At 60.8% G+C, this 23751-nt stretch carries 22 protein-coding genes and 1 pseudogene; 6 read left to right on the top strand and 17 right to left on the bottom strand.

What is annotated here, in order from left to right; translation table 11 throughout:
• Nucleotides 1–59 precede the first annotated feature (59 nt).
• Nucleotides 60–1280, bottom strand: a complete 1221-nt coding sequence (locus ABIN98_RS08715) for an argininosuccinate synthase (RefSeq protein ID WP_346909218.1) — start codon at nucleotides 1278–1280, stop codon at nucleotides 60–62.
• Nucleotides 1281–1436: 156 nt separating this feature from the next.
• Nucleotides 1437–2084, bottom strand: coding sequence for a TetR/AcrR family transcriptional regulator (locus ABIN98_RS08710; RefSeq protein ID WP_346909216.1), 648 nt, complete (start codon nucleotides 2082–2084; stop codon nucleotides 1437–1439).
• Nucleotides 2085–2216: 132 nt separating this feature from the next.
• Between ABIN98_RS08710 and ABIN98_RS08705 the strand changes: the two genes are divergently transcribed.
• Nucleotides 2217–2678 (top strand): (2Fe-2S)-binding protein, encoded by a 462-nt coding sequence (locus ABIN98_RS08705; RefSeq protein WP_346909214.1) that lies wholly within the window; start codon nucleotides 2217–2219, stop codon nucleotides 2676–2678.
• Nucleotides 2679–2681: 3 nt separating this feature from the next.
• On the top strand, nucleotides 2682–4874 hold the full coding sequence (locus ABIN98_RS08700; protein ID WP_346909212.1) for a xanthine dehydrogenase family protein molybdopterin-binding subunit: 2193 nt from the start codon (nucleotides 2682–2684) through the stop codon (nucleotides 4872–4874).
• A 270-nt stretch (nucleotides 4875–5144) separates the two neighbouring features.
• Here ABIN98_RS08700 and ABIN98_RS08695 read toward each other — a convergent pair whose 3' ends face one another.
• From ABIN98_RS08695 to ABIN98_RS08680, 4 genes are all read right to left on the bottom strand, one after another.
• A complete protein-coding gene (locus tag ABIN98_RS08695) occupies nucleotides 5145–5639 on the bottom strand; it encodes a hypothetical protein (protein ID WP_346909210.1) in 495 nt (164 codons plus the stop codon).
• A gap of 218 nt (nucleotides 5640–5857) precedes the next feature.
• Nucleotides 5858–6361 (bottom strand): hypothetical protein, encoded by a 504-nt coding sequence (locus ABIN98_RS08690; protein WP_346909208.1) that lies wholly within the window; start codon nucleotides 6359–6361, stop codon nucleotides 5858–5860.
• A gap of 3 nt (nucleotides 6362–6364) precedes the next feature.
• The gene (gene rlmN / locus ABIN98_RS08685) at nucleotides 6365–7597 is read right to left on the bottom strand and encodes a 23S rRNA (adenine(2503)-C(2))-methyltransferase RlmN (RefSeq protein ID WP_346909206.1); all 1233 of its coding nucleotides are present in this window, start codon (nucleotides 7595–7597) and stop codon (nucleotides 6365–6367) included.
• 290 nt (nucleotides 7598–7887) lie between these two features.
• Nucleotides 7888–8394, bottom strand: a complete 507-nt coding sequence (locus tag ABIN98_RS08680; RefSeq protein ID WP_346909285.1) for an invasion associated locus B family protein — start codon at nucleotides 8392–8394, stop codon at nucleotides 7888–7890.
• A gap of 300 nt (nucleotides 8395–8694) precedes the next feature.
• Between ABIN98_RS08680 and ABIN98_RS08675 the strand changes: the two genes are divergently transcribed.
• Entirely contained in the window at nucleotides 8695–9423 is a 729-nt protein-coding gene (locus ABIN98_RS08675; RefSeq protein ID WP_346909204.1) for a M15 family metallopeptidase, read from the top strand.
• 19 nt (nucleotides 9424–9442) lie between these two features.
• On the opposite strand, the gene ABIN98_RS08670 is transcribed toward ABIN98_RS08675, so the two are convergent.
• From ABIN98_RS08670 to ABIN98_RS08660, 3 genes are all read right to left on the bottom strand, one after another.
• Nucleotides 9443–10918, bottom strand: coding sequence for an NADase-type glycan-binding domain-containing protein (locus tag ABIN98_RS08670; protein ID WP_346909202.1), 1476 nt, complete (start codon nucleotides 10916–10918; stop codon nucleotides 9443–9445).
• A gap of 138 nt (nucleotides 10919–11056) precedes the next feature.
• Nucleotides 11057–12733, bottom strand: a complete 1677-nt coding sequence (locus tag ABIN98_RS08665) for a caspase family protein (RefSeq protein WP_346909283.1) — start codon at nucleotides 12731–12733, stop codon at nucleotides 11057–11059.
• A gap of 126 nt (nucleotides 12734–12859) precedes the next feature.
• Nucleotides 12860–13405 carry an RNA methyltransferase gene (locus tag ABIN98_RS08660; protein ID WP_346909200.1) on the bottom strand — a complete coding sequence of 182 codons (546 nt, stop codon included), beginning with the start codon at nucleotides 13403–13405 and terminating at the stop codon, nucleotides 12860–12862.
• Between the two features lie 172 nt (nucleotides 13406–13577).
• Between ABIN98_RS08660 and ABIN98_RS08655 the strand changes: the two genes are divergently transcribed.
• Nucleotides 13578–14552 carry an NADPH:quinone oxidoreductase family protein gene (locus tag ABIN98_RS08655; protein WP_346909198.1) on the top strand — a complete coding sequence of 325 codons (975 nt, stop codon included), beginning with the start codon at nucleotides 13578–13580 and terminating at the stop codon, nucleotides 14550–14552.
• Nucleotides 14553–14556: 4 nt separating this feature from the next.
• On the opposite strand, the gene xth is transcribed toward ABIN98_RS08655, so the two are convergent.
• A complete protein-coding gene (xth, locus tag ABIN98_RS08650) occupies nucleotides 14557–15366 on the bottom strand; it encodes an exodeoxyribonuclease III (RefSeq protein ID WP_346909196.1) in 810 nt (269 codons plus the stop codon).
• Nucleotides 15367–15593: 227 nt separating this feature from the next.
• Here xth and ABIN98_RS08645 point away from each other — a divergent pair, with 227 nt between their 5' ends.
• Nucleotides 15594–16328 (top strand): GH25 family lysozyme, encoded by a 735-nt coding sequence (locus ABIN98_RS08645; protein WP_346909194.1) that lies wholly within the window; start codon nucleotides 15594–15596, stop codon nucleotides 16326–16328.
• Nucleotides 16329–16340: 12 nt separating this feature from the next.
• Here ABIN98_RS08645 and ABIN98_RS08640 read toward each other — a convergent pair whose 3' ends face one another.
• The 6 genes from ABIN98_RS08640 to ABIN98_RS08615 form a co-directional block, all read right to left on the bottom strand.
• Nucleotides 16341–16838: a hypothetical protein gene (locus ABIN98_RS08640; RefSeq protein WP_346909192.1), complete on the bottom strand. Its 498-nt coding sequence runs from the start codon at nucleotides 16836–16838 to the stop codon at nucleotides 16341–16343.
• Nucleotides 16839–16903: 65 nt separating this feature from the next.
• Nucleotides 16904–17434 carry a CAP domain-containing protein gene (locus tag ABIN98_RS08635; protein WP_346909190.1) on the bottom strand — a complete coding sequence of 177 codons (531 nt, stop codon included), beginning with the start codon at nucleotides 17432–17434 and terminating at the stop codon, nucleotides 16904–16906.
• A gap of 169 nt (nucleotides 17435–17603) precedes the next feature.
• Nucleotides 17604–18551, bottom strand: coding sequence for an IS110 family transposase (locus ABIN98_RS08630; RefSeq protein ID WP_346908896.1), 948 nt, complete (start codon nucleotides 18549–18551; stop codon nucleotides 17604–17606).
• 287 nt (nucleotides 18552–18838) lie between these two features.
• Nucleotides 18839–19708: an IS110 family transposase gene (locus ABIN98_RS08625; RefSeq protein ID WP_346909188.1), complete on the bottom strand. Its 870-nt coding sequence runs from the start codon at nucleotides 19706–19708 to the stop codon at nucleotides 18839–18841.
• Nucleotides 19709–19743: 35 nt separating this feature from the next.
• Nucleotides 19744–20507 (bottom strand): IS5 family transposase gene (locus ABIN98_RS08620; RefSeq protein WP_346909186.1). Its coding sequence is split into 2 segments (ribosomal slippage): nucleotides 19744–20177 and nucleotides 20177–20507, totalling 765 coding nucleotides; the frame shifts between segments, so codons are not numbered across the junction.
• A 100-nt stretch (nucleotides 20508–20607) separates the two neighbouring features.
• Nucleotides 20608–21371, bottom strand: a protein-coding gene (locus ABIN98_RS08615; protein ID WP_346907107.1) for an IS5 family transposase whose coding sequence is annotated in 2 segments (ribosomal slippage) — nucleotides 20608–21041 and nucleotides 21041–21371 — 765 coding nt in all. Because the reading frame shifts where the segments join, the coding sequence is not laid out codon by codon here.
• A gap of 453 nt (nucleotides 21372–21824) precedes the next feature.
• Between ABIN98_RS08615 and ABIN98_RS08610 the strand changes: the two are divergent.
• Nucleotides 21825–23016 (top strand): annotated as a pseudogene (locus tag ABIN98_RS08610) (IS481 family transposase).
• A 72-nt stretch (nucleotides 23017–23088) separates the two neighbouring features.
• Here ABIN98_RS08610 and ABIN98_RS08605 read toward each other — a convergent pair.
• The coding region (locus ABIN98_RS08605; protein ID WP_346909184.1) for a transporter associated domain-containing protein at nucleotides 23089–23751 on the bottom strand (663 nt) is incomplete at its 5' end.

Raw genomic sequence — 23751 nt, 5'->3', positions numbered from 1 at the left:
ACAAAAAAGGCCCGGCGGACATCCCGCCGGGCCTTTTTGATGTACGGGCTGAATGAACCTCAGCCGAGGCGGTCACGCTTGGCCAGCGTGCGCAGGCGCAGGGCGTTCAGCTTGATGAAGCCGGCCGCGTCCTTCTGGTCGTAGGCGCCCTGGTCGTCCTCGAAGGTGACCAGCTCTTCCGAATAGAGCGAATAGGGCGAAGACCGGCCGACCACGATCACATTGCCCTTGTAGAGCTTCAGCTTCACCGTGCCGGTGACGTGCTCCTGGCTCTTGTCGATCAGTGCCTGCAGCATTTCGCGTTCCGGGGAAAACCAGAAGCCGTTGTAGATGAGCTCCGCATAGCGCGGCATCAGCTCGTCCTTCAGATGGCCGGCACCGCGGTCGAGCGTGATCGATTCCATGGCCCGGTGGGCCGACAGCAGGATGGTGCCGCCCGGCGTTTCATAGACACCACGGCTCTTCATGCCGACAAAGCGGTTTTCCACCATGTCGAGACGGCCGATGCCGTTGTCGCGGCCGTAGTCGTTGAGCTTGGCGAACAGGGTTGCCGGCGACAGCTTTTCACCGTTCAGAGAAACCGCGTCGCCCTTCTCGAAGCCGATCTCGATTTCGGTGACCACATCCGGAGCCTCGGTCGGATCAACCGTGCGCTGGTAGACATAGGCCGGCGCCTCTTCGGCCGGATCTTCCAGAACCTTACCTTCCGAGGAGGAATGCAGCATGTTGGCATCGACCGAGAACGGCGCCTCGCCACGTTTGTCCTTCGGCACCGGGATCTGGTACTTCTCGGCGAAATCGATCAGATCGGTCCGCGACTTGAAGGTCCAGTCGCGCCAGGGGGCGATCACCTTGATATCCGGGTTGAGCGCATAGGCCGACAGTTCGAAACGAACCTGGTCGTTGCCCTTGCCGGTCGCGCCGTGAGCGATCGCATCCGCGCCGGTTTCCTCGGCGATCTCGATCAGGCGCTTGGAAATCAGCGGCCGGGCGATCGAGGTGCCGAGCAGGTAGACACCTTCGTAGACCGCATTGGCACGGAACATCGGGAAGACGAAATCGCGGATGAACTCCTCGCGCAGGTCATCGATGTAGATTTCCTTTATGCCGAGCATCTCCGCCTTGCGGCGTGCCGGCTCCAGTTCCTCGCCCTGGCCAAGATCGGCGGTGAAGGTCACCACCTCGCAGCCGTATTCTATCTGCAGCCACTTCAGGATGATGGAAGTGTCCAGCCCGCCGGAATAAGCCAGCACGACTTTTTTGATGTCACCATGCGCCATGAATGAGAAGTCCGTTTGAGATCTTGGATACGGCCGTTTCGAGGCCTTTGGATTTGGCGCGCAATTTAGCTGGTAAATAGCCAAGCGCAAGGACTTCCTGCGGCCTTTTCCTCCGGGACGCCCTGGGCCGAACCCCGCAATTCGGCGCTGCTTGACCTAATCGGACACCGCGCCCTGAAGATCATCAACCTCCCGGCGGGGCGCGTAGCGGGCGAGCATCATGTCGACGCTGTCCTCGATGACCGCCGCCATTTCCTCTCTCGATGGAAAGCGGTTCTCGTAAATATTGGGAAAGAACCCGCGCGACTTGATCAGCCCCATGAACTGCGTAGCGGCAAGCTTGGGGTCGGGAATGTCGAGTTTGCCTTCCTTCGACGCCCGCGCCATGAAGTCCTCCACGACGCCGAGCTTCGTCATGCGCGCATCCATGTCCGCGGCCAGTTTCGGATCGCGGATCGTTTCGCTCATGATCATGCGGGCCATGTTCATGAAACAGGGACTGGTCAGTAGGTCCCCTTCCGCCCAGCCGAGCCGCATCAGCGCCTCGCGGATCGGCAGGTCCGGGTCATAAGGCACTTCCATCGCCGCGTTGAACTGATCGGCGAGGCACTGGTTGATCGCCTTGAACAGCTCGTCCTTGCTTTCGAAATGATTGTAGACCGTCCGCTTGGAGACCTGCGCCCGTTCCGAAATCCTATCCATGCTGGCACCCGCAAAGCCCCGTTCCTGAAATTCGGCAATCGCCGCTTCCAAGATCTGCTTCTTTTTGCGTTCGGTGACAGACAGTTTGTTTTCATTCGACATGACCCCCCTTACATCCCAAAAAACGCGCCCTATGTAAACTTAGCGGTTTACACGTATGCCATTTCAATAATACACTACACGGTGTAGTTTACTTCCTTTAGCCAAGAAACAAGCCAGGGGAGACTTTTCCCGATGTCCATCACCCTCACCATCAATGGAGAACCGCGCACGATCGACGCGGACCCGGAAACACCGCTTTTGTGGGTGCTTCGTGACGAGCTCGGCATGACCGGAACGAAATTCGGTTGCGGCATCGCCCAATGCGGCGCCTGCACGGTCCATCTGGACGGTATGCCGATCCGCTCCTGCCAGACCATGCTCGAAGATGTCGGCGATGCATCCATCACCACCATCGAAGGCATTGACGGCAAGGCCGCCAAGGCCGTTCAGGCCGCCTGGCAGGAACTGGAGGTGCCCCAATGCGGTTACTGCCAGTCCGGCCAGGTCATGGCGGCAACGGCCCTTCTCGTCGAAATGCCGAAGCCGACCGACGAAGACATCGACAGCGCCATGGACGGCAATGTCTGCCGCTGCGCCACCTATGCCCGGATCCGCCAGGCGATCCACCTCGCCGCCGACAAGATGGAGGCCTGATCCATGTTGCACTTGCTTGAAAAACCGCTTCAGGCGGCCGCTCCCAGCCGCCGCACTTTCCTGAAACTCTCCGCAGGCGCCGCCGGCGGCCTGATGCTCGCGCTGCGCATGCCGGGCTCCGCCAACGCGGCCGGCGATGACGCGGCCTTCGTCCAGCCCTTCGTCCACATCAGGCCGGACAACACGGTCGTCGTCCTGAACAAGCATCAGGACATGGGACAGGGCAACGCCACGGGGCTTGCAACCCTGGTTGCCGAAGAACTGGACGCCGATGCGGCACAAGTGACGGCCGAATTCGCCCCTGCAAATGCCGAGGTCTACAAGAACCTCGCCTTCGGCATGCAGGGAACGGGCGGTTCCAGCGCAATCGCCAATTCCTTCATGCAATACCGCCAGGCCGGTGCTGCCGCCCGGGCCATGCTCGTCGCGGCCGCGGCCGAGGACTGGGGTGTACCCGCTTCCGAAATCAAGGTCGAAAAAGGCATCCTGTCTCACCCAAGCGGCAAATCCGCCAGCTTCGGCGAACTGGCAGGTCTTGCAGCCAAACAGGAAGTCCCGGGCGAACCGGTCCTGAAAAAGCCGGAAGACTGGGTCCATATCGGCAAGGATTTCCCGCGCGTCGATGCTGCCGACAAGTCCCATGGCTCCGTCGGCTATTTCGGCATGGACCATCAGGCGGAGAACATGCTCGTCGCCGTTCTGGCCCGGCCGCCAAAATTCGGCGCGGTCGCAACCGGTTTCGATGACGCCGAAGCGCGCAAGGTGAAGGGCGTGGTCGACGTCGTTTCGGTGCCGAGCGGTGTGGCGGTTCTCGCGACCTCCACATGGCCGGCAATCAAGGCCCGCGGCCTTCTGGACGTCACCTGGGACGACAGCAAGGCGGAAAAGCGCGGCACGGCGGAAATGGCCAGGGAACTTGCCGACATGACAACCGAAAAGGGGAATCCCGTCCCGAACGGCCATGGCGATCCGGAAGCCGCTCTAGCAAATGCTGCCAAGGTCATCGAGGTGGATTACAGCTTCCCCTTCCTGGCCCACGCGCCCATGGAACCGCTCGACATCACGGTTCTCTACGATGGCAAGAGCGCCACGTTCTGGACCGGGTCCCAGTTCCAGACGGTGGACCAGATGGTCGCCGGTACCGTGTTAGGCCTGACACCGGACAAGATCGCCATCCACACCACCTGGGCCGGCGGCTCCTTCGGCCGACGCGCCCAGGCGGACAGCCATTACTTCGCCGAGGCAGCCCTGATCGCCAAGGCCCGGCTCGATGCCGGCCATGGACCCCAGCCGATCAAGATCGTCTGGACCCGCGAGGACGACATCAAAGGCGGCTACTACCGGCCCATGGTCGCCCACAAGGCCCGTGTCGGCTTCGATGAAAACGGCAACGTGGTCGGCTGGCATCACAGCGTCGCTTCCAAATCGATCATCTCAGGCACTTTCTTCGAGCCTTACATGGTCAAGGACGGCGTCGATGCCACGACAGTCGAGGGCGTGGACGAGCTGCCCTATGAACTGCCGGCTTTCCAGGCGGAGGTTCACAACGCCGAAACGCCTGTGCCGGTCCTGTGGTGGCGCTCCGTCGGGCATACCCACACCGGTTATGTGGCCGAGACCATGATCGACCGTCTGGCGAAGGAAGCCGGCGAGGATCCCCTCGACTACCGTCTGAAGCGGATCAAGGAAGATCAACGCTATGCCGGCGTCCTGAAGCTGGCTGCCGAGAAGGCCGGCTGGAAGGACCCGTTGCCGGAAGGCCGTTATCGCGGCATCGCCGTGGTGAAGTCCTTCAGCTCCTATGTGGCGGAAGTGGCCGAAATCTCCTTCCGTGACGACGGAACGGTGAAGGTGGAAAAGGTGGTCTGCGCCGTCGACTGCGGTGTTCCGGTCAACCCGAAGAACATCGAGGCCCAGATGCAGGGCGGCATAGGCTACGGCCTCGGCGCCATCCTGCGCAACGAGATCACCATGACCGACGGCGTGGTCGACCAGGAGAACTTCGACACCTACCTGCCGATCCGCATGACGGACATGCCGGAAATCGAGGTTCACATCGTGCCCTCGACGGAAGCGCCCACAGGTGTCGGCGAACCCGGCACCCCACCGATCGGCCCGGCCGTTGCCAACGCGATTGCTGCTGCCAAGGGCGAATGGATCACCGACCTGCCCCTGTCGAAACACGGCCTGGCCTGAGAAGCCGCGCCATGAGAACAACAAGGGCCGCCATTTGGGCGGCCCGAATTTTTTTGGCAAAGCCATTCCGCTTGCGCCCATCTCCCCCCTTGAGGGGGAGATGTCACCTTTGGTGACAGAGGGGGGTAGCAGCGGTGGCTTCATCCTCCTGCGCTGCAACTTGCCGAAAAGCCGAACACCCCCCTCTGCCCGCTAACGCGGACATCTCCCCCTCAAGGGGGGAGAATGGTGCAAGAGACGAGGCTGTCATCAAACGTCAGGCAGAAACGCTCAGCTCTCGCGCCAGCGCACCGCGGCCGCGGTGACCAGGCCGAACAACAGGTGGCCGACGAGCGAGGCCCAGGTCAGGGTGATGAAACCGAGGAACGGCGGCAGCCCGGCGAAAATATGGGCCATGATGTAGAGCGCGAAGATCCACAAGCCGACACCGAAGCCGAGGCCGACGATCCACCACGGCAGGAACGGCGTGACGACCCGCGCGATCGGTCGGGCGATGAACAGGTAGCCGAGCGGATAGAACACCACGCCGACGACACCGTGGATCAGTTCCGCGAGGAACTTGCTCTTCAACCCGAACACCGACTGCACCAGCGCTGCCGGTTCCAAAGGCCCGCCGACCCAGAACGGCGTGATCCCGCGTGCCCAGATTTCCCAGGTCAGGTCGGCGGCAATCCCGGCAAGGATGGCCGTGACCAGCGTAGCCACGGTCAGCGGCGGAAAGAGCGAAGACGAACGGCTGGCGTGCGTCGCATATGAACTGTTCATTTGAAAATCCCCAAAGGCGATGATCCGCAATATGCCGGACGATAGCCCCCGGCCTCCATGGAGATGGTCCGGCAACCGGCTCCGTTCAAATCAAGCCTTGTTCAGGAGATCGTGGTTTCAGATCACGAAAAGGAAGGCATTACGTGATCGGCCGGCCGGCCAATTGCATCCTGCGATCAGACTCCCGTCCAAGCGCCGGCAAGGGCCGATCAACAAGCTCAATCGAAAACGTCGGCGCTAACGGATCGCCGCATGAAGACCTGGTATCGCCGTGCGAACAGGCCATAGGCAAATCCGCCGACAGCCCCGCCAAGACAGGCTCCGAAAATATCAATCAGATAGGACGATATCGACCACATAGTACTGGCTCCCCACCCGCCTGGCGGCGTTCCACGGAAAATGAGTGCCCCCACAAAGGCCGCCGCCAATCCGCAGCCTGAGAAATATTTGAGGCTCCGGTACCCACGCCTCACCCCCACGATCAAAGCGATCACAAAACCCGGCCAAGCGCTGAAGGTCATGAACATGGCGACAATAAATGCACCAACGAAATAAAGATCGAAAAAATAGGGAAGAATTCCACCCTGCTCAGCCGCCACACCAGGGGAGGAAATAGCTTCCTTAAGGGCAATCGGGGCAACTGCAACCACCGCGGCAACGAGAACCGCGATGACATAGCCAAGCAGAGCCCACAGCAGCTCCTGATACAGGCGCCGCTGCACCGCTCAGGCTCCGGCGCTAGCAGCCACCGCCTCGCGGTCCTTCTTGCGCATGCGCTCCGAGGCCGACTTGAGCTGGCCGCAGGCGGCGAAGATGTCCCGGCCGCGCGGCGTGCGGATCGGCGAGGCGTAGCCGGCCCGGTTGACGATATCGGCGAATTCCTCGATCCGCTCCCAATCGGAGCATTCATACTCGGACCCCGGCCACGGGTTGAACGGGATCAGGTTGATCTTGGCCGGAATGCCTTTCAGGAGACGCACCAGATCGAGCGCATCCTGGTTGCTGTCGTTGACACCCTTCAGCATCACATATTCGAAGGTGATGCGCTTGGCGTTGGACAGACCCGGATAGGCTCGGCAAGCATCGAGCAGATCCTTGATCGGCCACTTCTTGTTGATCGGCACCAGCACGTCGCGCAGATCGTCGCGCACCGCATGCAGCGAGATCGCCAGCATGCAGCCGATCTCCGCCCCGGCGCGGGCGATTTCCGGTACCACGCCGGAGGTCGACAGGGTGATCCGGCGCTTGGAGAGGGAAAGCCCCTCGCCGTCGGACGCGATCAGCAGCGCCTTCTTGACGTTGTCGAAATTGTAGAGCGGCTCGCCCATGCCCATCATGACGATGTTTGACACCAGCCGGCCCTCGGACGGCACGATCGCGCCCTGGGGCGTAGAAGCGTCAGGAAAGTCGCCCAGCCGGTCGCGGGCGATCAGGATCTGGGACAGGATTTCTTCCGCCGTCAGGTTGCGTACCAGCTTCTGGGTGCCCGTGTGGCAGAAGGTGCAAGTCAGCGTGCAGCCGACCTGGGAGGAAATGCACAGCGTACCGCGGCCTTCCTCCGGAATATAGACGGTCTCCACCTCGACCGGCCTGCCGGCGCCGCGCGCCGGAAACCGGAACAGCCACTTGCGCGTGCCGTCGACGGAAATCTGTTCGGAGACGATTTCCGGGCGTGCGATGGTAAAGGTCTCAGCTAGCTTCGCCCTGAGGTCCTTGGCGATATTGGTCATCAGCGTGAAATCGGAAACGCCGCGCACATAGAGCCAATGCCAGAGCTGGGAGGCGCGCATACGCCGCTGCTTTTCCGGCACGCCGATCTCGGCCATCGCCTCGGCCAGCTCCTCGCGCGTCAGGCCGATCAGGGTCGGTTTCTCATCCTCTGGAGACACAGAGGCCGGAATACCGGAAACCGTCGGCGCGTTCGGGTTTTCCCGCGCGATGTCGAGCGTTATCGCCATGTGCTGATCCGTTTTTCATCCGCATGTCGGCGGATAATCACTTCATTGTCGGGCATTTCATTGCCGGGCCCGGATCGTCATATAGGTTCGTTCGGCTGGATTTCAGCCACCTGTCCGATCGGTTCCTCCGGCAGGTCCGACCCTTTCGGCCCGGAACTCCGGATGCGGTCAAAACCATATTAGCGGAAAAAAATCAAGTTTGCCGCGAGATTCAGCCAATAAAACCAGAAAGCCCAAAACAAAAAGGGCCGGTCTCCCGGCCCCTTCTGTCAGACTTGTCCGCGACCGTGTCAGCGACAGGCGTCGGAGGCGCTTTTGATCGCCGCCGTCACGCCGGACAGCGAGAACTTGTAGGTCGTCTTGGTCCCGCGGCTCGATTCGCCGTGAACGGTCATGTCCCGTCCGGCCTTCATGGCCCCGACCAGCTGCGCTTCGATCGCCGCGTTGTCGACCCAGGCGCCGTCGTTGTTCGTGAACATCGAGAAGCTCTTGCCGTCCACGTCGACAGTTACCGTCGACTTTTCCTTCATGGGGTAACCGACCAGCAGGCTCGGTTCCTCCGAAACACCTTCCGCTGGGCGGCTGGTGATGAAGAAGAAGACATCTCCATGGTTCCGGTCGCCCGGCAGCATCTGCGTCGGCTTTGTCAGCGCATAGCAGACTTTCCCGCTGCCGCTTGCCATGACATAGGCTGCCCAGTCCTTATGCTGTTGCAGCAATGTCGGGGTCTGTGCGAAAGCCGCTGCACTCGAAAAAATGAGACCCGCGAGGGCCAAGATCAGCGTTTTTGCTTGCATCATCTCCACACCATTTGGCTCGTGACAGTTCGTTTGCATTCTATTCAAATGCCATTCGGCATATAAACCTTGTTTTAATGATAACTTAAAGCCGGTTACGAAAGGGTTGAGAGCCCAAAATAACGTGCTTTGAAGGCATGACCCCGCATCGTCACGACCGGGGACAGGCTGTTTGGATAAATCGGGCATGAGTGTGGCAGGATCGCACCGAAACTGGCCGATTGACCGGCACCACTGCATTTCCAGGCTTATCGCGCAGGCTTCGCGCGGCAGATTTATGCGAAACCATCCGGAAGGCCCATGAGGACAATTTTATTAGCCGGTTTGCTGTCGTGCGTCCTGCCAGCTCCCCTCCCGGCTCATGCCGCATCGCCTCTGCCGGACGGATTTGTCTATCTGCGCGACACGGCACCGGAGATTCGCCAGGATATCCGTTACGCGGGGCCGCAGAACTTCATGCACCGGCCGCTTGCCGGCTATCGGGCCGCCGAATGCATCCTGACAGAGGCTGCGGCACATTCCCTCCGGAAGGCAGCCAAATTGGCGAAAGCCCAGGGCTTCGACCTGATCGTTTTCGACTGTTACCGGCCGGCCCGCGCCGTCCGCGATATGGCCGACTGGAGTGCGGCCGGGGCGGAAACCGACGCCGCCTATTTCCCGCGAACGCGGCGGGACCGGCTGATCGCGGAAGGGTATGTCGGCCGCAAAAGCGCCCACGCACGCGGCTCGACCGTCGACCTTGCCCTGGCTCCTGCAGGTAGCAACGACGGCGGCCGTCATGCCCCGTCTCCCTGCAGCCGGCACGACCGGCAAACGTCCGACTTCGGCACGGCCTTCGATTGCTTCCATCCGTTCAGCCGGACCGCATCGAGAGACGTCTCTCCCGCCGCTCAGACCGCCCGGCGGAAGCTCCTTGCCCTGATGGAAAGAGCCGGGTTCAGGAATTATCCGGCGGAGTGGTGGCATTTCACCCTGAAAAACGAGCCGTTCCCTCGCACCTCCTTCGACTTCCCCATAAGAGAACGATAGTCAGCGGAACTAGCGAAAATCAGTCGGCAAACACGGGGATCAGCTCTGAAATCGCGGTGTCCTGATATTTGGAGCCGTCGTAGACGCCATCGATTCGAAATTCCATCCAGGTCGCTGCGACGGGTCTTTGCAGGCGCTTGCGTAACACATTCATCGTATCGCTCAGCGGCAGGTCATAAGTCGACCCATCCGACAATTTGACCGTGGCGTTCCGGACGCGGCCGTTCTTGGCAAAGATGCTGCGGTTCTTGGTGTAGCCGTTGGTGATGTCGATACCGGCGAACGGGCGCTCGGAGCCGAATTTGACCAGGATGCGTTCACCGGTCCCCGCCCCCCCGACACCCTCCACCCAGGCCGTCGCAGGGTCGCCGTCGGTCAGGTTTCCGGGTCCGTAGCGGTTGCCGTATTGGGGATCGAGCACGGAGGAGGAACAATAGGTCAGTTGCGCCCCGCCGACGGTCCGCACCGCACAGGCCCCGCTGCGATAGTCCGGCGGATCCAGATGCGCCGGCGAGGTATTCACGACCACGATCTTTCCCTGATCAGCAGGCTCCGGCGCAGATGCCTGGTTCGCCCCGGCGGAAGCCCCTTCTCCGACAAGCTTCTGCCTCGCCGCACGGGCGATGTCCGCATAAAAGCCATCGGAATACCGGGACAAAAAAGCATCATAGGCGGCAACGGTTCCGACCTTTTCGGCAAGCGCGAAGGCACTTGCCGAGGAATCACTGTCGGCGGCAGCCGGTGCGGTTGCAACCGATGCGCTCGCAACAGGCGCAGTCACCGCCTGAGCCGTACCTGCAAAGTAAAACTCGCCGATCAGGGCTTCGTTGACCCAGGGAAGCTGGCGCTTGCCGGTTTCGTCGTAGACCGCCTCGCGCACCTTGCCCATCATCTGGCGCACTTCCAGACCGGGTTGGCGGATGTAGCGGGCAAGGGCCGTGGTAAAGGGGCTGTTCGCCCCCGTTCCGTCGGAGGCGACATCACCGGGCGCGGTCGCGAATGCGATCATCGTACCCGCGGTGCCCGCGTCAAGCCGGGCAAGGCCCCTGGTCGTGCCGCGCGTCAGCGACCGGGGCAGTGGATTGTTCCGGCAGGCATCCAGGAACACCAGCTTCAGCCGCGCGCCCGATGCATCCATGATTTCCAGCAGATCCTCGGCGCGAACGGCCTGCCCCGGCAGATCCGTCGACGCTTCCACGTGGACATCGATCGGCAGGAGCCAGTTGCGCCCGCCCACCTGAACCCCATGGCCGGCATAGAACACCAGCGCGATATCCGCATTCTGCGCTGCCCGCCCGAACTGGGTCAGTGCGTTCAAGAGCGCCCGCTGATCGCCATCGATCACCTGAATGACATCGAAGCCGAGGTCCGCGAGCGTGCGCCCCATCAGGGCCGCATCGTTGGGCGGGTTCGGGAGCTCGGAAGCATACCGATAGGCTCCGTTGCCGACGACGAGCGCAACCCGGTCAGCCGCGCTCGCGGGCGCTGAAGCCAAATACCCCGGCAGACTTCCCAAAATCAGACAGCAAAGACATATCAGGCGTCTCACCCACCCCACTCCGGCCTGTTCCCGTTGGAAATAGAAAATCCCGACGTGACGTAAGATGCAAGATTCAATTCGGCCTACTGCCGCTCAGCCGGCTGCTCGCCAGGCCTGAACAGCATTCTCGACTGCCTTCGCTCCGCTCGACCCTTTCTCGAGCGTCAAGATCCCGCGTTTGCCGTTGTCAAAAAGCATCGGGATGTCGATCCATCCCCGATCCCGCAGCAGTCCGATGTTGCGCTCGAGTTCGTCGGTGAGGTTTGAAAGGGCGATCCAGAAATAGCCATCCGAGACCTTTATCGAGGCGCCGATGAGGGCATCGCCCCGGGCCTGCTCGGTCGGCTTTAATACGAGGCCCGGCACGTTTTGCACATCGCCCGAAGGAAAGCCATTCGGCAGATTGTATTTGATTTCAATCAGGTGACTGGCGGGCAATGAGTCGTCATCGTTGGGTTTCATGCGTAAATCGACCGAGATATCCCGATCGGGGATGTTGATCTTCGCAGTCAGAACCGCCTGTTTTCGGCCGTTCAGATCGGTCTCTTCGCCCACGGCCCAGACCACATCGCCCTGTGCCGCGGTCCCCGCGCCGTTTGCGCCTGCGTTTTCCTCATAAAGGATGGAACGCTGGAAAGTGACGGTGGTTTTACTGGTACCGAAAGTTTCCGCAGTTTCAGGCTTCTCGATAGAGGCGATGACTTTAGGAGCATCCGGCTTGTTTTTCGGTGCGACCGTTTCTGGCGTTGCCAAAGGCACCGGGTCTGTTTGAACCGGACGAGCTGCTTTTTCCTGCTTCTCCGGCGTACCGGACACCGCTGTCAGGGGCGGATTGTCTTCGGCGGAAGCCGCTTCGCCGGAAGGCACTTCGGCGACAAGCAGCTCACGAGCTGCCCTTGCACGGTCTGCATATAAGCCCTCGGGGAACATCGAAAGAAACGCGTCATAGGCGGCAAGGGTGCCGAGCTTTTCTGTCAGCGTGAAGGCGTTTGCCGACGCATCGCTGCCCTCGGAAGTCGGTGCGGCTTTCGTCTGCGACCTCCCCGCAAAATAGAATTCGCCGATAAGCGCCTCATTGACCCAGGGAAGCTGCCGCTCGCCGGTCTCGTCGTAGACCGCCTTTCGGACCTTTCCCATCATCTGGCGGACTTCGAGCCCTGGTTGGCGAATGTAGCGCGCAAGGGCCGTGGTAAAGGGGCTGTTTGCCCCCACCCCGTCGAAAGCGACATCCCCGGGGGCGGTCGCGAATGCGATCATCGTGCCGGCAGTGTCCGCATCGAGCCGGGCAAGGCCCCTGGCCACGCCACGGGTCAGCGAGCGGGGCAACGGGTTGTTCCGGCAGGCGTCCAGGAACACCAGTTTAAGCCGGGCGCCGGACGCGTCCATGATATCCAGCAGATCTTCCGCCCGTATCGCCTGCCCCGGCAGGTCCGTCGAAGCCTCCACGTTGACATCGACCGGCAACAGCCAGTTACGCCCGGCCACCTGTACGGCATGGCCGGCGTAGAAGACCATCGCGATGTCCGCAGCCCGGGTCGCGCGTCCGAACCGTATCAGGCCATCCAGCAATGCACGCTGATCGCCATCGATAACCTCGATGACATCAAAACCCAGGTCGGCGAGCGTACGGCTCATCAAGGTCGCGTCATTCGGGGAATTGATAAGCTTGGGCAAATGCCGGTAGGCCCCGTTTCCGACGACAAGGGCGACGAGGTCAGCTGCTTTCGCGGATTCCGTAACGGAAAGCCCGAGGAAGCTCCCCAAAACCACTACGCACAGGCTTAACAGCCTTCTCACCCCACCACTCCGGTCTGTTCCCGCTCTGAATAGAAAGACCCGGCCTGATGGAAGATGCAAGTTTCAATTGCACTTGCGGCCCCTACCCGGAACCGAAACTCAGTTGCCCGGTACTTTGCGGCCGGTCCGCATGATCGGTCCGCCCTGGACATGCTTCGGCCGGTCGCCGGCCGGCGCGCCCGCGGTGATCGACCGGTCCCGGTAGCGGCCCAGCGCCCGGTGGCGGTCGTACATGATAATGGCACCCGCCATCGCCACGTTGATGCAGAACTTGGTCGGGATCTTCACCACATGGTCGCAGCGCGCCAGCATTTCCGGCGACAGCGAACCCCGCTCCGGACCGAGCACGTAGGCCGCCTGCAGGGGATGCCCGAAACTCGGCAGGTCGATCGCCTCGTCAGTCAGCTCGATCCCCACCAGTTGGCAGCCCCGCGGCAGATCCATGGTGTCGACGCTGTCCCAGGCGAAATAGGGCAGATGCCCCGGGCTCTTGGAGGTATCGGACGGCGGCGCCTTGCGGATCGCCTTGTCCGCATCGACGGTGAAAAAGAAGCTCGCCCCGAATGCATGCGCGGAACGCATGAGCGTGCCGAGGTTCATCCGTTTCGAAAGCCCCTCCGCCCCGACTGCAAAATATCCGCGCATTCCAGTTTCCATCTCTTCTGAAGTGCGCCCTAAATACCGGCCGCTCCGGAAAATTCAACGGCTGTGCGTCGAAAGACGGTTAATGAAGCCTTTAAGGCTAAAAAAAGGCATGCTAACAACTAGGGTCCTGACCCTAATACATTGTTCTGAATTTCTTGAGAGATTTCCACCCGTGAAAGCCTGCCTTTGCAAAGCCTTCGGGCCGCCGTCCTCCCTCGTCATCGAAGAAATAGCAGCCCCGGTTCCAAAACCCGGCGATGTTCTGGTAAGGGTCAAGGCCTGTGCCCTGAACTTCTTCGACACGCTGATCATTCAGGACAAGTACCAGACCAAACCGGCCTTGCCCTTTTCGCCGTCAGCCGAATTTGCCGGCGTCGTCGAAGCCATCGGCGAAGGCGTGGAGGACGTGGCGCCGGGAGACCGGGTCATGGGCTATCTCGGCTATGGTGCTGCCCGCGAACTGGTCATCACCTGCGAGGACCGGCTGGTCAAATTGCCGGATGAAGTTTCCTTCGAGGCAGCCGCCGGGCTGACGGTCACCTACGGCACCACGCTTCACGCCTTCCGCGACCGCGCAAAACTGCAGGCAGGCGAAACAGTCGCCGTGCTGGGCGCCTCCGGCGGCGTCGGCCAGGCGGCGGTTGAAATCGCCACGCTCATGGGCTGCCGGGTCATCGCCTGCGCCTCTTCTGACGAAAAGCTCGCCTTCGCCCGCAGCCTCGGCGCGGCCGAGACCGTCAACTACTCCACACAGCCGCTGAAGGAGACGCTGAAGGGCCTGACCAGCGGCGAAGGCGTGGACGTGGTCTACGATCCGGTCGGCGGCGAGCTGGCCGAACAGGCCCTGCGCGCAACGGCCTGGGAAGGCCGCTTTCTGGTGATCGGCTTTGCCGCGGGCGACATCCCGAAGATCCCGTTGAACCTGGTGCTGCTCAAGGGCTGCGATATCCGCGGCGTCTTCTGGGGCGAAGCCGTCGTGCGCGATCCCGAAGGCCATCAGAACAACATGCGCCAGCTCCTGGAGTGGGTCAGCCAGGGACGGCTCAACCCCCATGTGCACGCGATCTATCCGCTGGAGGACATCTCCACCGCCCTGGATGAGATCGCCGCCCGCAAAGTGCTCGGCAAGGTGATCATTACACCTTAGGCACTTAAACGGAAAACTCCGCGATCACCGGCGCGTGGTCGGACGGTTTTTCCCAGCCGCGCGCGTCGCGCAGGACCTTCGTGCCCTTGATGGCGTCCGAGAGCGGGGACGAGACCCAGACATGGTCGAGACGCCGGCCCTTGTCTGCGGCCGACCAGTCCTTCGCCCGGTAGCTCCACCACGTATAGAGTTTTTCTTCCATCGGCGTGAACCGGCGCATGGCGTCGATCCAGCCGCCGGTTTCGCGGACGTTTTCGAACAGTTCGGTCTCCATTGGCGTGTGGCTGACCACCTTCAACAGCGCCTTGTGCGACCAGACGTCGTCCTCGTAAGGCGCCACGTTGAGGTCACCGACCAGAACGGCGGGCCGTGCAGTCTCCTCGCCCTTCAGCCAGTCCTTCATCTCGGCGAAGAAGTCGAGCTTGTGGCCGAACTTCGGGTTGATCTCCCGGTTCGGTTCGTCGCCCCCGGCCGGGACGTAGAAATTATGCAGCCGCAGGGACGCACCGTTGAACGGCACGTCGACGGCGATATGCCGGCTGTCGCCCATGGCGCAGAATTCGCGGCGCTCGATGTTTTCAATGGGCAGGCGCGAGACGGTCGCCACCCCGTGATAGCCTTTCTGGCCGTTGATCGCGATATGCTCGTAGCCGGCCTTGCGGAAGGCGCCTTCCGGGAAATTGGCATCCGGACATTTCGTTTCCTGCAGGCACAGCACATCCGGCTGCACTTCCGCCAGCAGCTTCTCCACGATCGGCATCCGGAGCCGGACGGAGTTGATGTTCCAGGTCACGATGGTCAGACGCTTGGGCATGGGAATCCTTTGAAAGAGAAAATCGGCCGGTTGCCCCTAGTCATAGGGATTCGGATGCCATACGCCTAGGGCCAATTCACCCTGATTGAACAGCAGCTGACAACATCGGCCGCTCCTTACAAATGCAAGCGATCTTGTTCACAATCGCCCGTTCTCCATATTCCGTTAGGAAAACTCGGTCATTTTAGGGGCGAGTTTTAGCACTTCCTTAATCAAACGAGCGCGCCGTGAGTTTCTGTTTCAGACGCCTTCTACCCGTTATCGCCCTGATTTTCCTCGCCTCCTGCTCGGCTTACGAGTTTCCGGACCCGACGCCGGAGGATTATGCCGTCCATGGCATCGATATTTCCCGCTGGCAGGGCGACGTGGACTGGAACGCGGTGCGTAACGACGGCATCTCCTTTGCCTGGATCAAGGCAACCGAAGGCGGCGACCACTCCGATCCGCGCTTCCTGGACAACTGGTATGGCGCGAAGGCCGCCGGCCTGCCCCGCGGCGCCTATCATTTCTATTACTTCTGCCGGCCCGTGGAAGAACAGATCGCCTGGGTGCAGGAAACCATCCCCGTCGACCCGACCGCCCTCCCGCTCGTGCTCGACATGGAGTGGAACGCGCATTCCAAGACCTGTCAGGAGCGGCCAGACCGCGAGAAGATCCTGCGCGACATGAACGCCTTCCTGGATGCCATGGAAAATCACTATGGCAAACGGCCGGTGATCTATTCTTCCGTCGATTTCCACCGCGACCGCCTCGTCGGCGCCCTGAAGGGCGAACAGTTCTGGCTGCGCTCGGTGGCCGCCTATCCGAACCGGGTCTACACGAAGCGGGAGGACTGGTATTTCTGGCAGTACACCGCCGAAGGCAAGGTCGACGGCATCCAGGGCGAAGTCGACCGCAACGTCTTCTTTGGCGCCAAGTCCCAGTTCAGGGACTGGTTGGATGGCAAGCTGAAACGGTACTAGTACCGGGATAGCCTAGCGCAGGAAAATCTGGTGGGCCATGTCCTTGCCGTTGCTCACCGTGACCTGGGTGAAGCCCATCAGCTTGCAGAAATCCAGGAAATTATATTCGTACGGCTCCGCGGTCTGGGAAAACAACGGCGTTCCCCGGGCCATGGACGTAAGCGACGCCAGGAGCGCCCTGAGACGATAGAGCGTGTCGTACTGCCCGTCGCCGGTAGCGACGATGATCAGCTTTTCCAGATGCTCACCCTTGGCGAACAGGTGATAGCCGGGAATATGGTTCTGCTCGAACTGCTTCGCGGCCAGGCCGACGACGAACGCCGCCCGGGAACTTTCCGTCGCTTCCGCGTCCGGTTTGGTGTCAGAAGCGTAGGTTTCGCGCGTTTGCGGTGACGGATAATAATATCCGGCATGGGAATCGAAGTCCTGCGCCTGCACGGACAGGAACGACAGCAAGACCGCGAACACCAATGAACCGGACACAACCGGCAATCTGAACACCTGACGCATGATTTCCCCCTGCTTCCGGGGGAGGTTAGCGTCTTGAACCGTAATTATACAAACAGAAATAGCCCTTAAGGCTTCGGCCCGGCCATCACCAGGGACCAGAACACCTTGTGCTTGGCGTTCGGCGCGTAAGCCGTGGCGATCCCCATCCGCGTCGCCTTGTCGTCCAGCATGACCTTGTTGTGCTTGGGCGACTCCCGCCAACCGGAAAAGGCCTCCGCAAGCGTGCGGTAGCCGCCGCTGACGTTTTCGGACGCGTAAGTCTGCGGTTCGCCGATCGAAATCATACGGCTTGCAAGCTGCTGTTTCTTCGGCAGCGACGCCCTCACGTCCCCCGCCTTGGCCATGGCCTGGGCCTGCGACAGGGCGATGGCCGTCAGCGCCGGATCGACCGTCACCGGCCCCAGCCCGTTGTTGGACCGGTACTGGGAGATCATCTGCGCCGCGGTCTGCTGGTCGACAGCGGCATCCACGCGCGCCATGCTCTTGTAAAAGGCTGGCGTCTCCGTCTCCGAGACACAGGCAGACAAGAGAAGGGCGGCCATACCCGCGACGCCGATTCGCTTCATCGATCCGGTCAACATCTTGAATGCATTCATGAACTTCGCTCTGCCTGAAAATAGTCCCCGACGGGATCGGCCAATCCTGACCCAGCAATTACCGCCGAACAAAGCTTATTTGAGGCGAAACAAGGGATATGCGGAATAAAGCGGCACAGTTGATGAGAACTTGCGTGCCAGAACACTGCGACCTCCCTCTCTGTTGTCATCAACTCTGTTTTGCGAGTCCGTCTCTGAGTTTTGCATTTAGGATGACGATGATCTTTCGCATGACGGCGGATATGGCGACGATCGGTTTCTTACCGTTTTCGACCAGGCGTTGATAGAACTGACGTAAAGGTCCCTTAGCGCGGCTAGCGGCCAGGGCTGCCATGAACAGGGCGGTTCGGACATTCGCCCGCCCGCCGCGCATTTTCCTGTAGCCTTTGAGCGTTCCGCTGTCTCTTGGGTGCGGGGCCACACCGGCCAGGGAGGCGGCCTGCCTGCGGGTGAGGGTTCCCAACTCCGGCATGGTTGCGGCCAGGGCCACGGCCGTGCGCGGCCCGACACCGGGCAAAGATAGACAGATTTGGACCCTCCGCTTGAGGGACTGACAGCAGTCGATCAGTGCGTCGATCTCTTGATCGATACGTTCCAGAGCTCGGGCAAGGCTTCGCAACAAGACCCTGCAGGAGGCCTGGATCACGTCCTCTCCTGGGGCTTTGAGACGGTTGGTCTCCGCCACCTTGAGGTCGATGAGATCCTGACGCCTGGCCACCAAGGCGGTCAGTCTTTTCTGCTCAGCCTGGACGGGAGCGAACAGGGGCAGCGATGCCCACCGCTCCTGGCCGTAGCGAGCCAGCGCCCTGGCATCGATGGCATCGGTCTTGGCAAGCGTGCCGTAGGAGCGCGAAAAGGCTTTGACTTTCAATGTATCGGCCCGGTGACAGGCAATGCCGGCAGCCGTCAGCGCGTCGATAAGCCAGGCCTCGTGACCTCCGGTCGGCTCACAGACCGCCAGGCTGTCGGGCTCGAGGCGGGCAATCAGTTTACGCAAGGAGCTTCGGTTGTTGTCGACCGTGTTCACCTTGCCGGCTGCACTGTCGAACACGGTGATCGTGTCCTTGGCAACATCGAAGCCAACAACACGCACAGGAGCTTGCTGCAAAACCGCCATGACGATGGTATCCTCTGCATGCTTCGGATTGTTTGCGGGCGTGGTTCAGGCCAGAGGCCCAATCAACTCTCCAAGCGGGAAAAGGAAGCGACAGGGAACCTTGATGACTACGGGTGAAAGCCCGATCCCAGCACGGTCGCCTGTCACTGGTCTCCCGGAATTCCGCTCCGGGAGACCAATCCCATCATAACATCGCTCAAAACAAACAATCCCAGCGAAGGCTGGGATCCAGTAAACACAGGCGCTTGCGGTTTCAAATGATACCGGGGCTACTGGCAACTGTGTTTTCACGGAGTGAATGGCACTTCGTCGCGAATGACTGCATTTGCAGTCGTCAGCAGTTTTCTGGCAACCGCTATTGTTTTGACTTTGAAAGGCTTTCCGCGATTTTCAAGAGTGTCAGCGAAGGCCTTGAACCTTGAGCTTGAGCGGGAAGCGGTCACAGCCGCCATGTAAAGGGCATCCCGCACCGGTTTGCGTCCCCCGCGGATTGAGCGTTTACCGCAGAAGCGCCCGGTATCGGCGTTGAAAGGGGCAAGTCCAGCGAGTGCGGCCAGTGATTTGGCCGGTCGGGTGCCGAGCTCGGGCAAGAGGGTCATCAAGGTCACAGCGGTTACCGGACCGATGCCCGGAACAGAGCGCAGGAGCTTTTCCTGACGGGCAAGGACTGCGCTGTTGTGCAGAAGTGCTCGCATCTTTTCTTCCAGACGTGCGATCTCCCGGTCCAGCCAGGCGATATGTCGCTTCAAGCTGTCCCGTTCATCTGCAGTGGCCTCACTGAGACGCTGTTTGTCCTTTTGCCGGACGGAGACCAACTGACCGCGCCGCCGATGGACGGCTTCAAGGCGGAGGCGGGCCGGATCTCTGGGCAAAGTGGCTTCTGGGGCAAGGCTTTGGCCTAAACGGGCAAGCATGCGCGCATCGATACGGTCCGTCTTGGCCAGATGTCCGGTGGCTGTCGCAAAGGCACGTGCTCGAGCCGGATTGACCCTGGCATAGCCGATGCCGTGAACCTCCAGAGCCTTGGTCAGAACTCTGTCGTAGCGCCCGGTCGCCTCCAGAACGAAGAAGGGCGTGCGTCCATTCAACTGGCTGAGCCATCCCGCAATGTCAGTGACCGTATTGCCGATCCGAAGGGACCTGCGGGTGTCGAACAAATCCAGATGCGCTTTAGGCTGTGGTGACAATTTAATTATTTAAGCCAGAGCATAATGCTTGCGAGCTTGATGAAGCCGATGAAGTTTGCAGCGAGCTTATCGTATCGCGTAGCGATACGGCGCCATTGCTTGAGTTTGGCGAAGTAGCCTTCTATTCCCCACCGGTTCTTGTATGCGATTTGGTCGTAGTGATGCTGATGCTTGCGATGGCGGCGTGGCGGAATGACGGGCTCGCCGCCTTGTTCAAGAATAAGATCATGTAGACTGTCAGCGTCATAGGCGCGATCCGCAAGAACCTGCTGTGCATGCAGACCGCTCATGAGACGGCACGCGGGAGCCATGTCATTTTGTTGTCCCGGCCCGATATCGAAGCGAACCGGTAAGCCCAGTGCGTCCACTACTGCGTGGATCTTCGTTCCAAAGCCGCCCCGGGAGCGTCCAAGGGCCTGGGCTTCAGATCCCCCCTTTTGCGCGCTCCGCCCGCGGCTTGGGCATGTGCTCTTATGACGGTCGCGTCGATTGCCAGCCACTCCATGTCCGGCTCACGGGCGATCGCCTCGAATATGCGCTCAAAGACACCAGCTTCAATCCAGCGATAGTAACGCCGTTTGGCTGTCTGATAGGGACCGAACCTGTCCTCTGGCAAATCTTTCCAGCGGGCGCCTGAGCGAGCGAGCCATAAGATCGCATTAAAGAAACGACGTCCGTCACTGCGCGGACCGCGCCGCCCCTGCCGGCCACCCGGAACAAATTCCCGAAGCCGCTCCCATTGATCGTCCCGAAGTATCTCGCCTTCCACACCAGCCTCCAAAAGCCAGTGTTGAATCTGATTTGTCGACCTTTGGGAATCCCCAATTCCTTAAATTGTCACTACAGCCTAGGCTGTGGTGACAATTTAATTATTTAAGCCAGAGCATAATGCTTGCGAGCTTGATGAAGCCGATGAAATTTGCAGCGAGCTTATCGTATCGCGTAGCGATACGGCGCCATTGCTTGAGTTTGGCGAAGTAGCCTTCTATTCCCCACCGGTTCTTGTATGCGATTTGGTCGTAGTGATGCTGATGCTTGCGATGGCGGCGTGGCGGAATGATGGGCTCGCCGCCTTGTTCAAGAATAAGATCATGTAGACTGTCAGCGTCATAGGCGCGATCCGCAAGAACCTGCTGTGCATGCAGACCGCTCATGAGACGGCACGCGGGAGCCATGTCATTTTGTTGTCCCGGCCCGATATCGAAGCGAACCGGTAAGCCCAGTGCGTCCACTACTGCGTGGATCTTCGTTCCAAAGCCGCCCCGGGAGCGTCCAAGGGCCTGGGCTTCAGATCCCCCCTTTTGCGCGCTCCGCCCGCGGCTTGGGCATGTGCTCTTATGACGGTCGCGTCGATTGCCAGCCACTCCATGTCCGGCTCACGGGCGATCGCCTCGAATATGCGCTCAAAGACACCAGCTTCAATCCAGCGATAGTAACGCCGTTTGGCTGTCTGATAGGGACCGAACCTGTCCTCTGGCAAATCTTTCCAGCGGGCGCCTGAGCGAGCGAGCCATAAGATCGCATTAAAGAAACGACGTCCGTCACTGCGCGGACCGCGCCGCCCCTGCCGGCCACCCGGAACAAATTCCCGAAGCCGCTCCCATTGATCGTCCCGAAGTATCTCGCCTTCCACACCAGCCTCCAAAAGCCAGTGTTGAATCTGATTTGTCGACCTTTGGGAATCTCCAATTCCTTAAATTGTCACTACAGCCTAGAAACGTCGCATCCAATAACGTCAGGGTGTAAAGTCATTGTGCCTATCCCTGTGCTACGAGGTCCGCGCCAACGGCCTCTATCAACTGTTCAGGTTGGGTATGTGGAACGGGCGGGGGCCAAGCCAGTAAACGGTCTTACAAGACCAGGATTCCAACGGCCTCCCGCCCGGACACACCTAAGCACAATTCCGACACACAAGGATTCCGGTCTCTCGCTACGCTCGAACCGGAATGACAACGGAGCTTGGGGCAAAACCGAGCCACTTCCACAGCTGTCACCCCGACTTGATGTTTAAACCGGGGACATGGCTGACAGGTGTTCGGGGACATGGTTGACACATTTGGCATGACTTACGTCGAAGGAGGCGGGCATGCCGTGGCAGGAGATGTCGATCATGGAACAGCGAGAAGAGTTCGTCCGGCTCGCGAGGCTTGAAGGCGTGAACCGGCGTGAGCTTTGCCGCCGGTTCGGGATCAGCCCTCAGACCGGCTACAAGTGGCTGCGCCGGTTTGAAGCGGGAGATGTGCTTGAGGACCGCAGCCGCCGGCCGCGATCGAGTCCGCAGCAGCTTTGCCCCGCGTTGGAAGAAGCAATCCTTTCGGTGCGCACGGCCCATCCGGCTTGGGGTGCGCGCAAGATCGCGGCGGTGCTTTCACGCACCGACGACAACACTCCAGCGGTATCGACCATCCATGCGGTCTTGCGTCGCCATGATTGTATCCGGCCCCGGGACAGGAGCGGGACAGACTGGCAGCGTTTTGAAGAAGAGGAGGCCAACCGTATGTGGCAGATGGACTTCAAGGGTCGGGTCCGTCTGGGCAATGCACAGGAGTGCCATCCGCTAACGGTTGTCGACGACCATTCCCGCTTCGCGGTGTGCCTGGCGGCTTGTCCGGATCAGCGCACACATACCGTCCAGACCCATCTGGAGCGCAGCTTTAGCCTCTATGGCCTGCCGGATGCATTTCTGGTCGACAATGGCGCCCCCTGGGGTTCCAGTTATCGGGACAGTCATTGGACACCGTTACGGGTCTGGCTGGCCAGGTTGGGCGTGAATGTGATCTACGCCCGGCCATTCCATCCGCAAACCAAGGGCAAGAATGAACGCTTCAACCGAACCTTGAACGAAGAGGTGCTGGCCTTGCGCTGCTACCGTAGCCAGGAGCAGCTCCAGCAGGCCTTCGACCGCTGGCGGCTGGTTTACAACCATCATCGCCCGCATGAAGCCCTGTCTGACAAGGTTCCCGCGAGCCGCTACCGTCCGTCGCTGCGCAGTTGGTCAAAGACCTTGCCGGAGATGATCTATGAAAACAGCACCATCACCCGCAAGGTTCCCAGAACCAAGGCCCAAATCAGCTACAAAGGACGCCTCTGGTCTGTGCCGAAAGCATTCAGGGGACACAGCCTGGCTATTCGCCCAACTTCTCACCCGGGAAAATACGGCATCTATTTCGGCGCCAACAAGGTCGCACAAATCGACCTCAACGCGATATAAATGTGTCAACCATGTCCCCGAACACCTGTCAGCCATGTCCCCGGTCTGTACATCACGTCGGGGGTGACGGCCTGTAGGTTGGAGAGGTGCCGAGGAATGCACCTGCCCCCATTGCGGCGTAGAGAGTGCTCTGTATGCCCTAGGCCTTGCCGGCCGGGACGGTCGGTGCGGGCGGGGTCTGGGCAGCGGCGGGCGTCAGCAGATTGGGTTTCTGGCCGAGCGGCATGATCCTGAGGCGGGTGATCCGGTTTTTCTCCCGGCGCAGCACCGTGATGCGGAAGCCGTGGAAGGTGAAGATCTGGCGTTCTTCCGGGATCATCCGCGCCTCGTGAATGACGAGGCCGGCGATGGTGGTGGCCTCGTCGTCCGGCAGGCGCCAGTCGGTCGCCCGGTTGAGGTCGCGGATCGGGACCGAGCCGTCGACGATGACCGAGCCGTCGGCCTGGGGCCGGACACCTTCCAGTTCCACGTCGTGCTCGTCTGCAATCTCGCCGACGATTTCCTCCAGAATGTCTTCCAGGGTCACCAGTCCCATCACCTCGCCGTATTCGTCGACGACGAGGGCGAAATGGGCCTTGTGGCGCAGGAAGGCGTTGAGCTGGTCCTGCAGGCTGGTGGTGTCGGGAACGAACCACGGCGGTGTCGCGATCTGGAGCAGATCGATCTTGGAAAAATCGCCGCCGGCGGCATGGAGCGCGCGCAGCAGGTCCTTGGCGTGGAGCACGCCGACGAAATTGTCGCTTTCCCCGCGCCACAGGGGCAGGCGCGTATAGGGCGACGACAGCGCCTGGTCGATCAGTTT

This window comes from uncultured Roseibium sp., from assembly GCF_963675095.2.
Classification (GTDB): Bacteria; Pseudomonadota; Alphaproteobacteria; order Rhizobiales; family Stappiaceae; genus Roseibium.
Note: the sequence above shows the minus strand (reverse complement) of the source record. Positions and strands in the feature narration are given on the sequence as shown.

Coding starts and splice junctions, on each gene's coding strand:
- ABIN98_RS08715 (WP_346909218.1), bottom strand. CDS start 1,280: ATGGCGCATGGTGACATCAAAAAAGTCGTGCTGGCTTATTCCGGCGGG.
- ABIN98_RS08710 (WP_346909216.1), bottom strand. CDS start 2,084: ATGTCGAATGAAAACAAACTGTCTGTCACCGAACGCAAAAAGAAGCAG.
- ABIN98_RS08705 (WP_346909214.1), top strand. CDS start 2,217: ATGTCCATCACCCTCACCATCAATGGAGAACCGCGCACGATCGACGCG.
- ABIN98_RS08700 (WP_346909212.1), top strand. CDS start 2,682: ATGTTGCACTTGCTTGAAAAACCGCTTCAGGCGGCCGCTCCCAGCCGC.
- ABIN98_RS08695 (WP_346909210.1), bottom strand. CDS start 5,639: ATGAACAGTTCATATGCGACGCACGCCAGCCGTTCGTCTTCGCTCTTT.
- rlmN (WP_346909206.1), bottom strand. CDS start 7,597: ATGGCGATAACGCTCGACATCGCGCGGGAAAACCCGAACGCGCCGACG.
- ABIN98_RS08680 (WP_346909285.1), bottom strand. CDS start 8,394: ATGCAAGCAAAAACGCTGATCTTGGCCCTCGCGGGTCTCATTTTTTCG.
- ABIN98_RS08675 (WP_346909204.1), top strand. CDS start 8,695: ATGAGGACAATTTTATTAGCCGGTTTGCTGTCGTGCGTCCTGCCAGCT.
- ABIN98_RS08660 (WP_346909200.1), bottom strand. CDS start 13,405: ATGCGCGGATATTTTGCAGTCGGGGCGGAGGGGCTTTCGAAACGGATG.
- xth (WP_346909196.1), bottom strand. CDS start 15,366: ATGCCCAAGCGTCTGACCATCGTGACCTGGAACATCAACTCCGTCCGG.
- ABIN98_RS08640 (WP_346909192.1), bottom strand. CDS start 16,838: ATGCGTCAGGTGTTCAGATTGCCGGTTGTGTCCGGTTCATTGGTGTTC.
- ABIN98_RS08635 (WP_346909190.1), bottom strand. CDS start 17,434: ATGAATGCATTCAAGATGTTGACCGGATCGATGAAGCGAATCGGCGTC.
- ABIN98_RS08630 (WP_346908896.1), bottom strand. CDS start 18,551: ATGGCGGTTTTGCAGCAAGCTCCTGTGCGTGTTGTTGGCTTCGATGTT.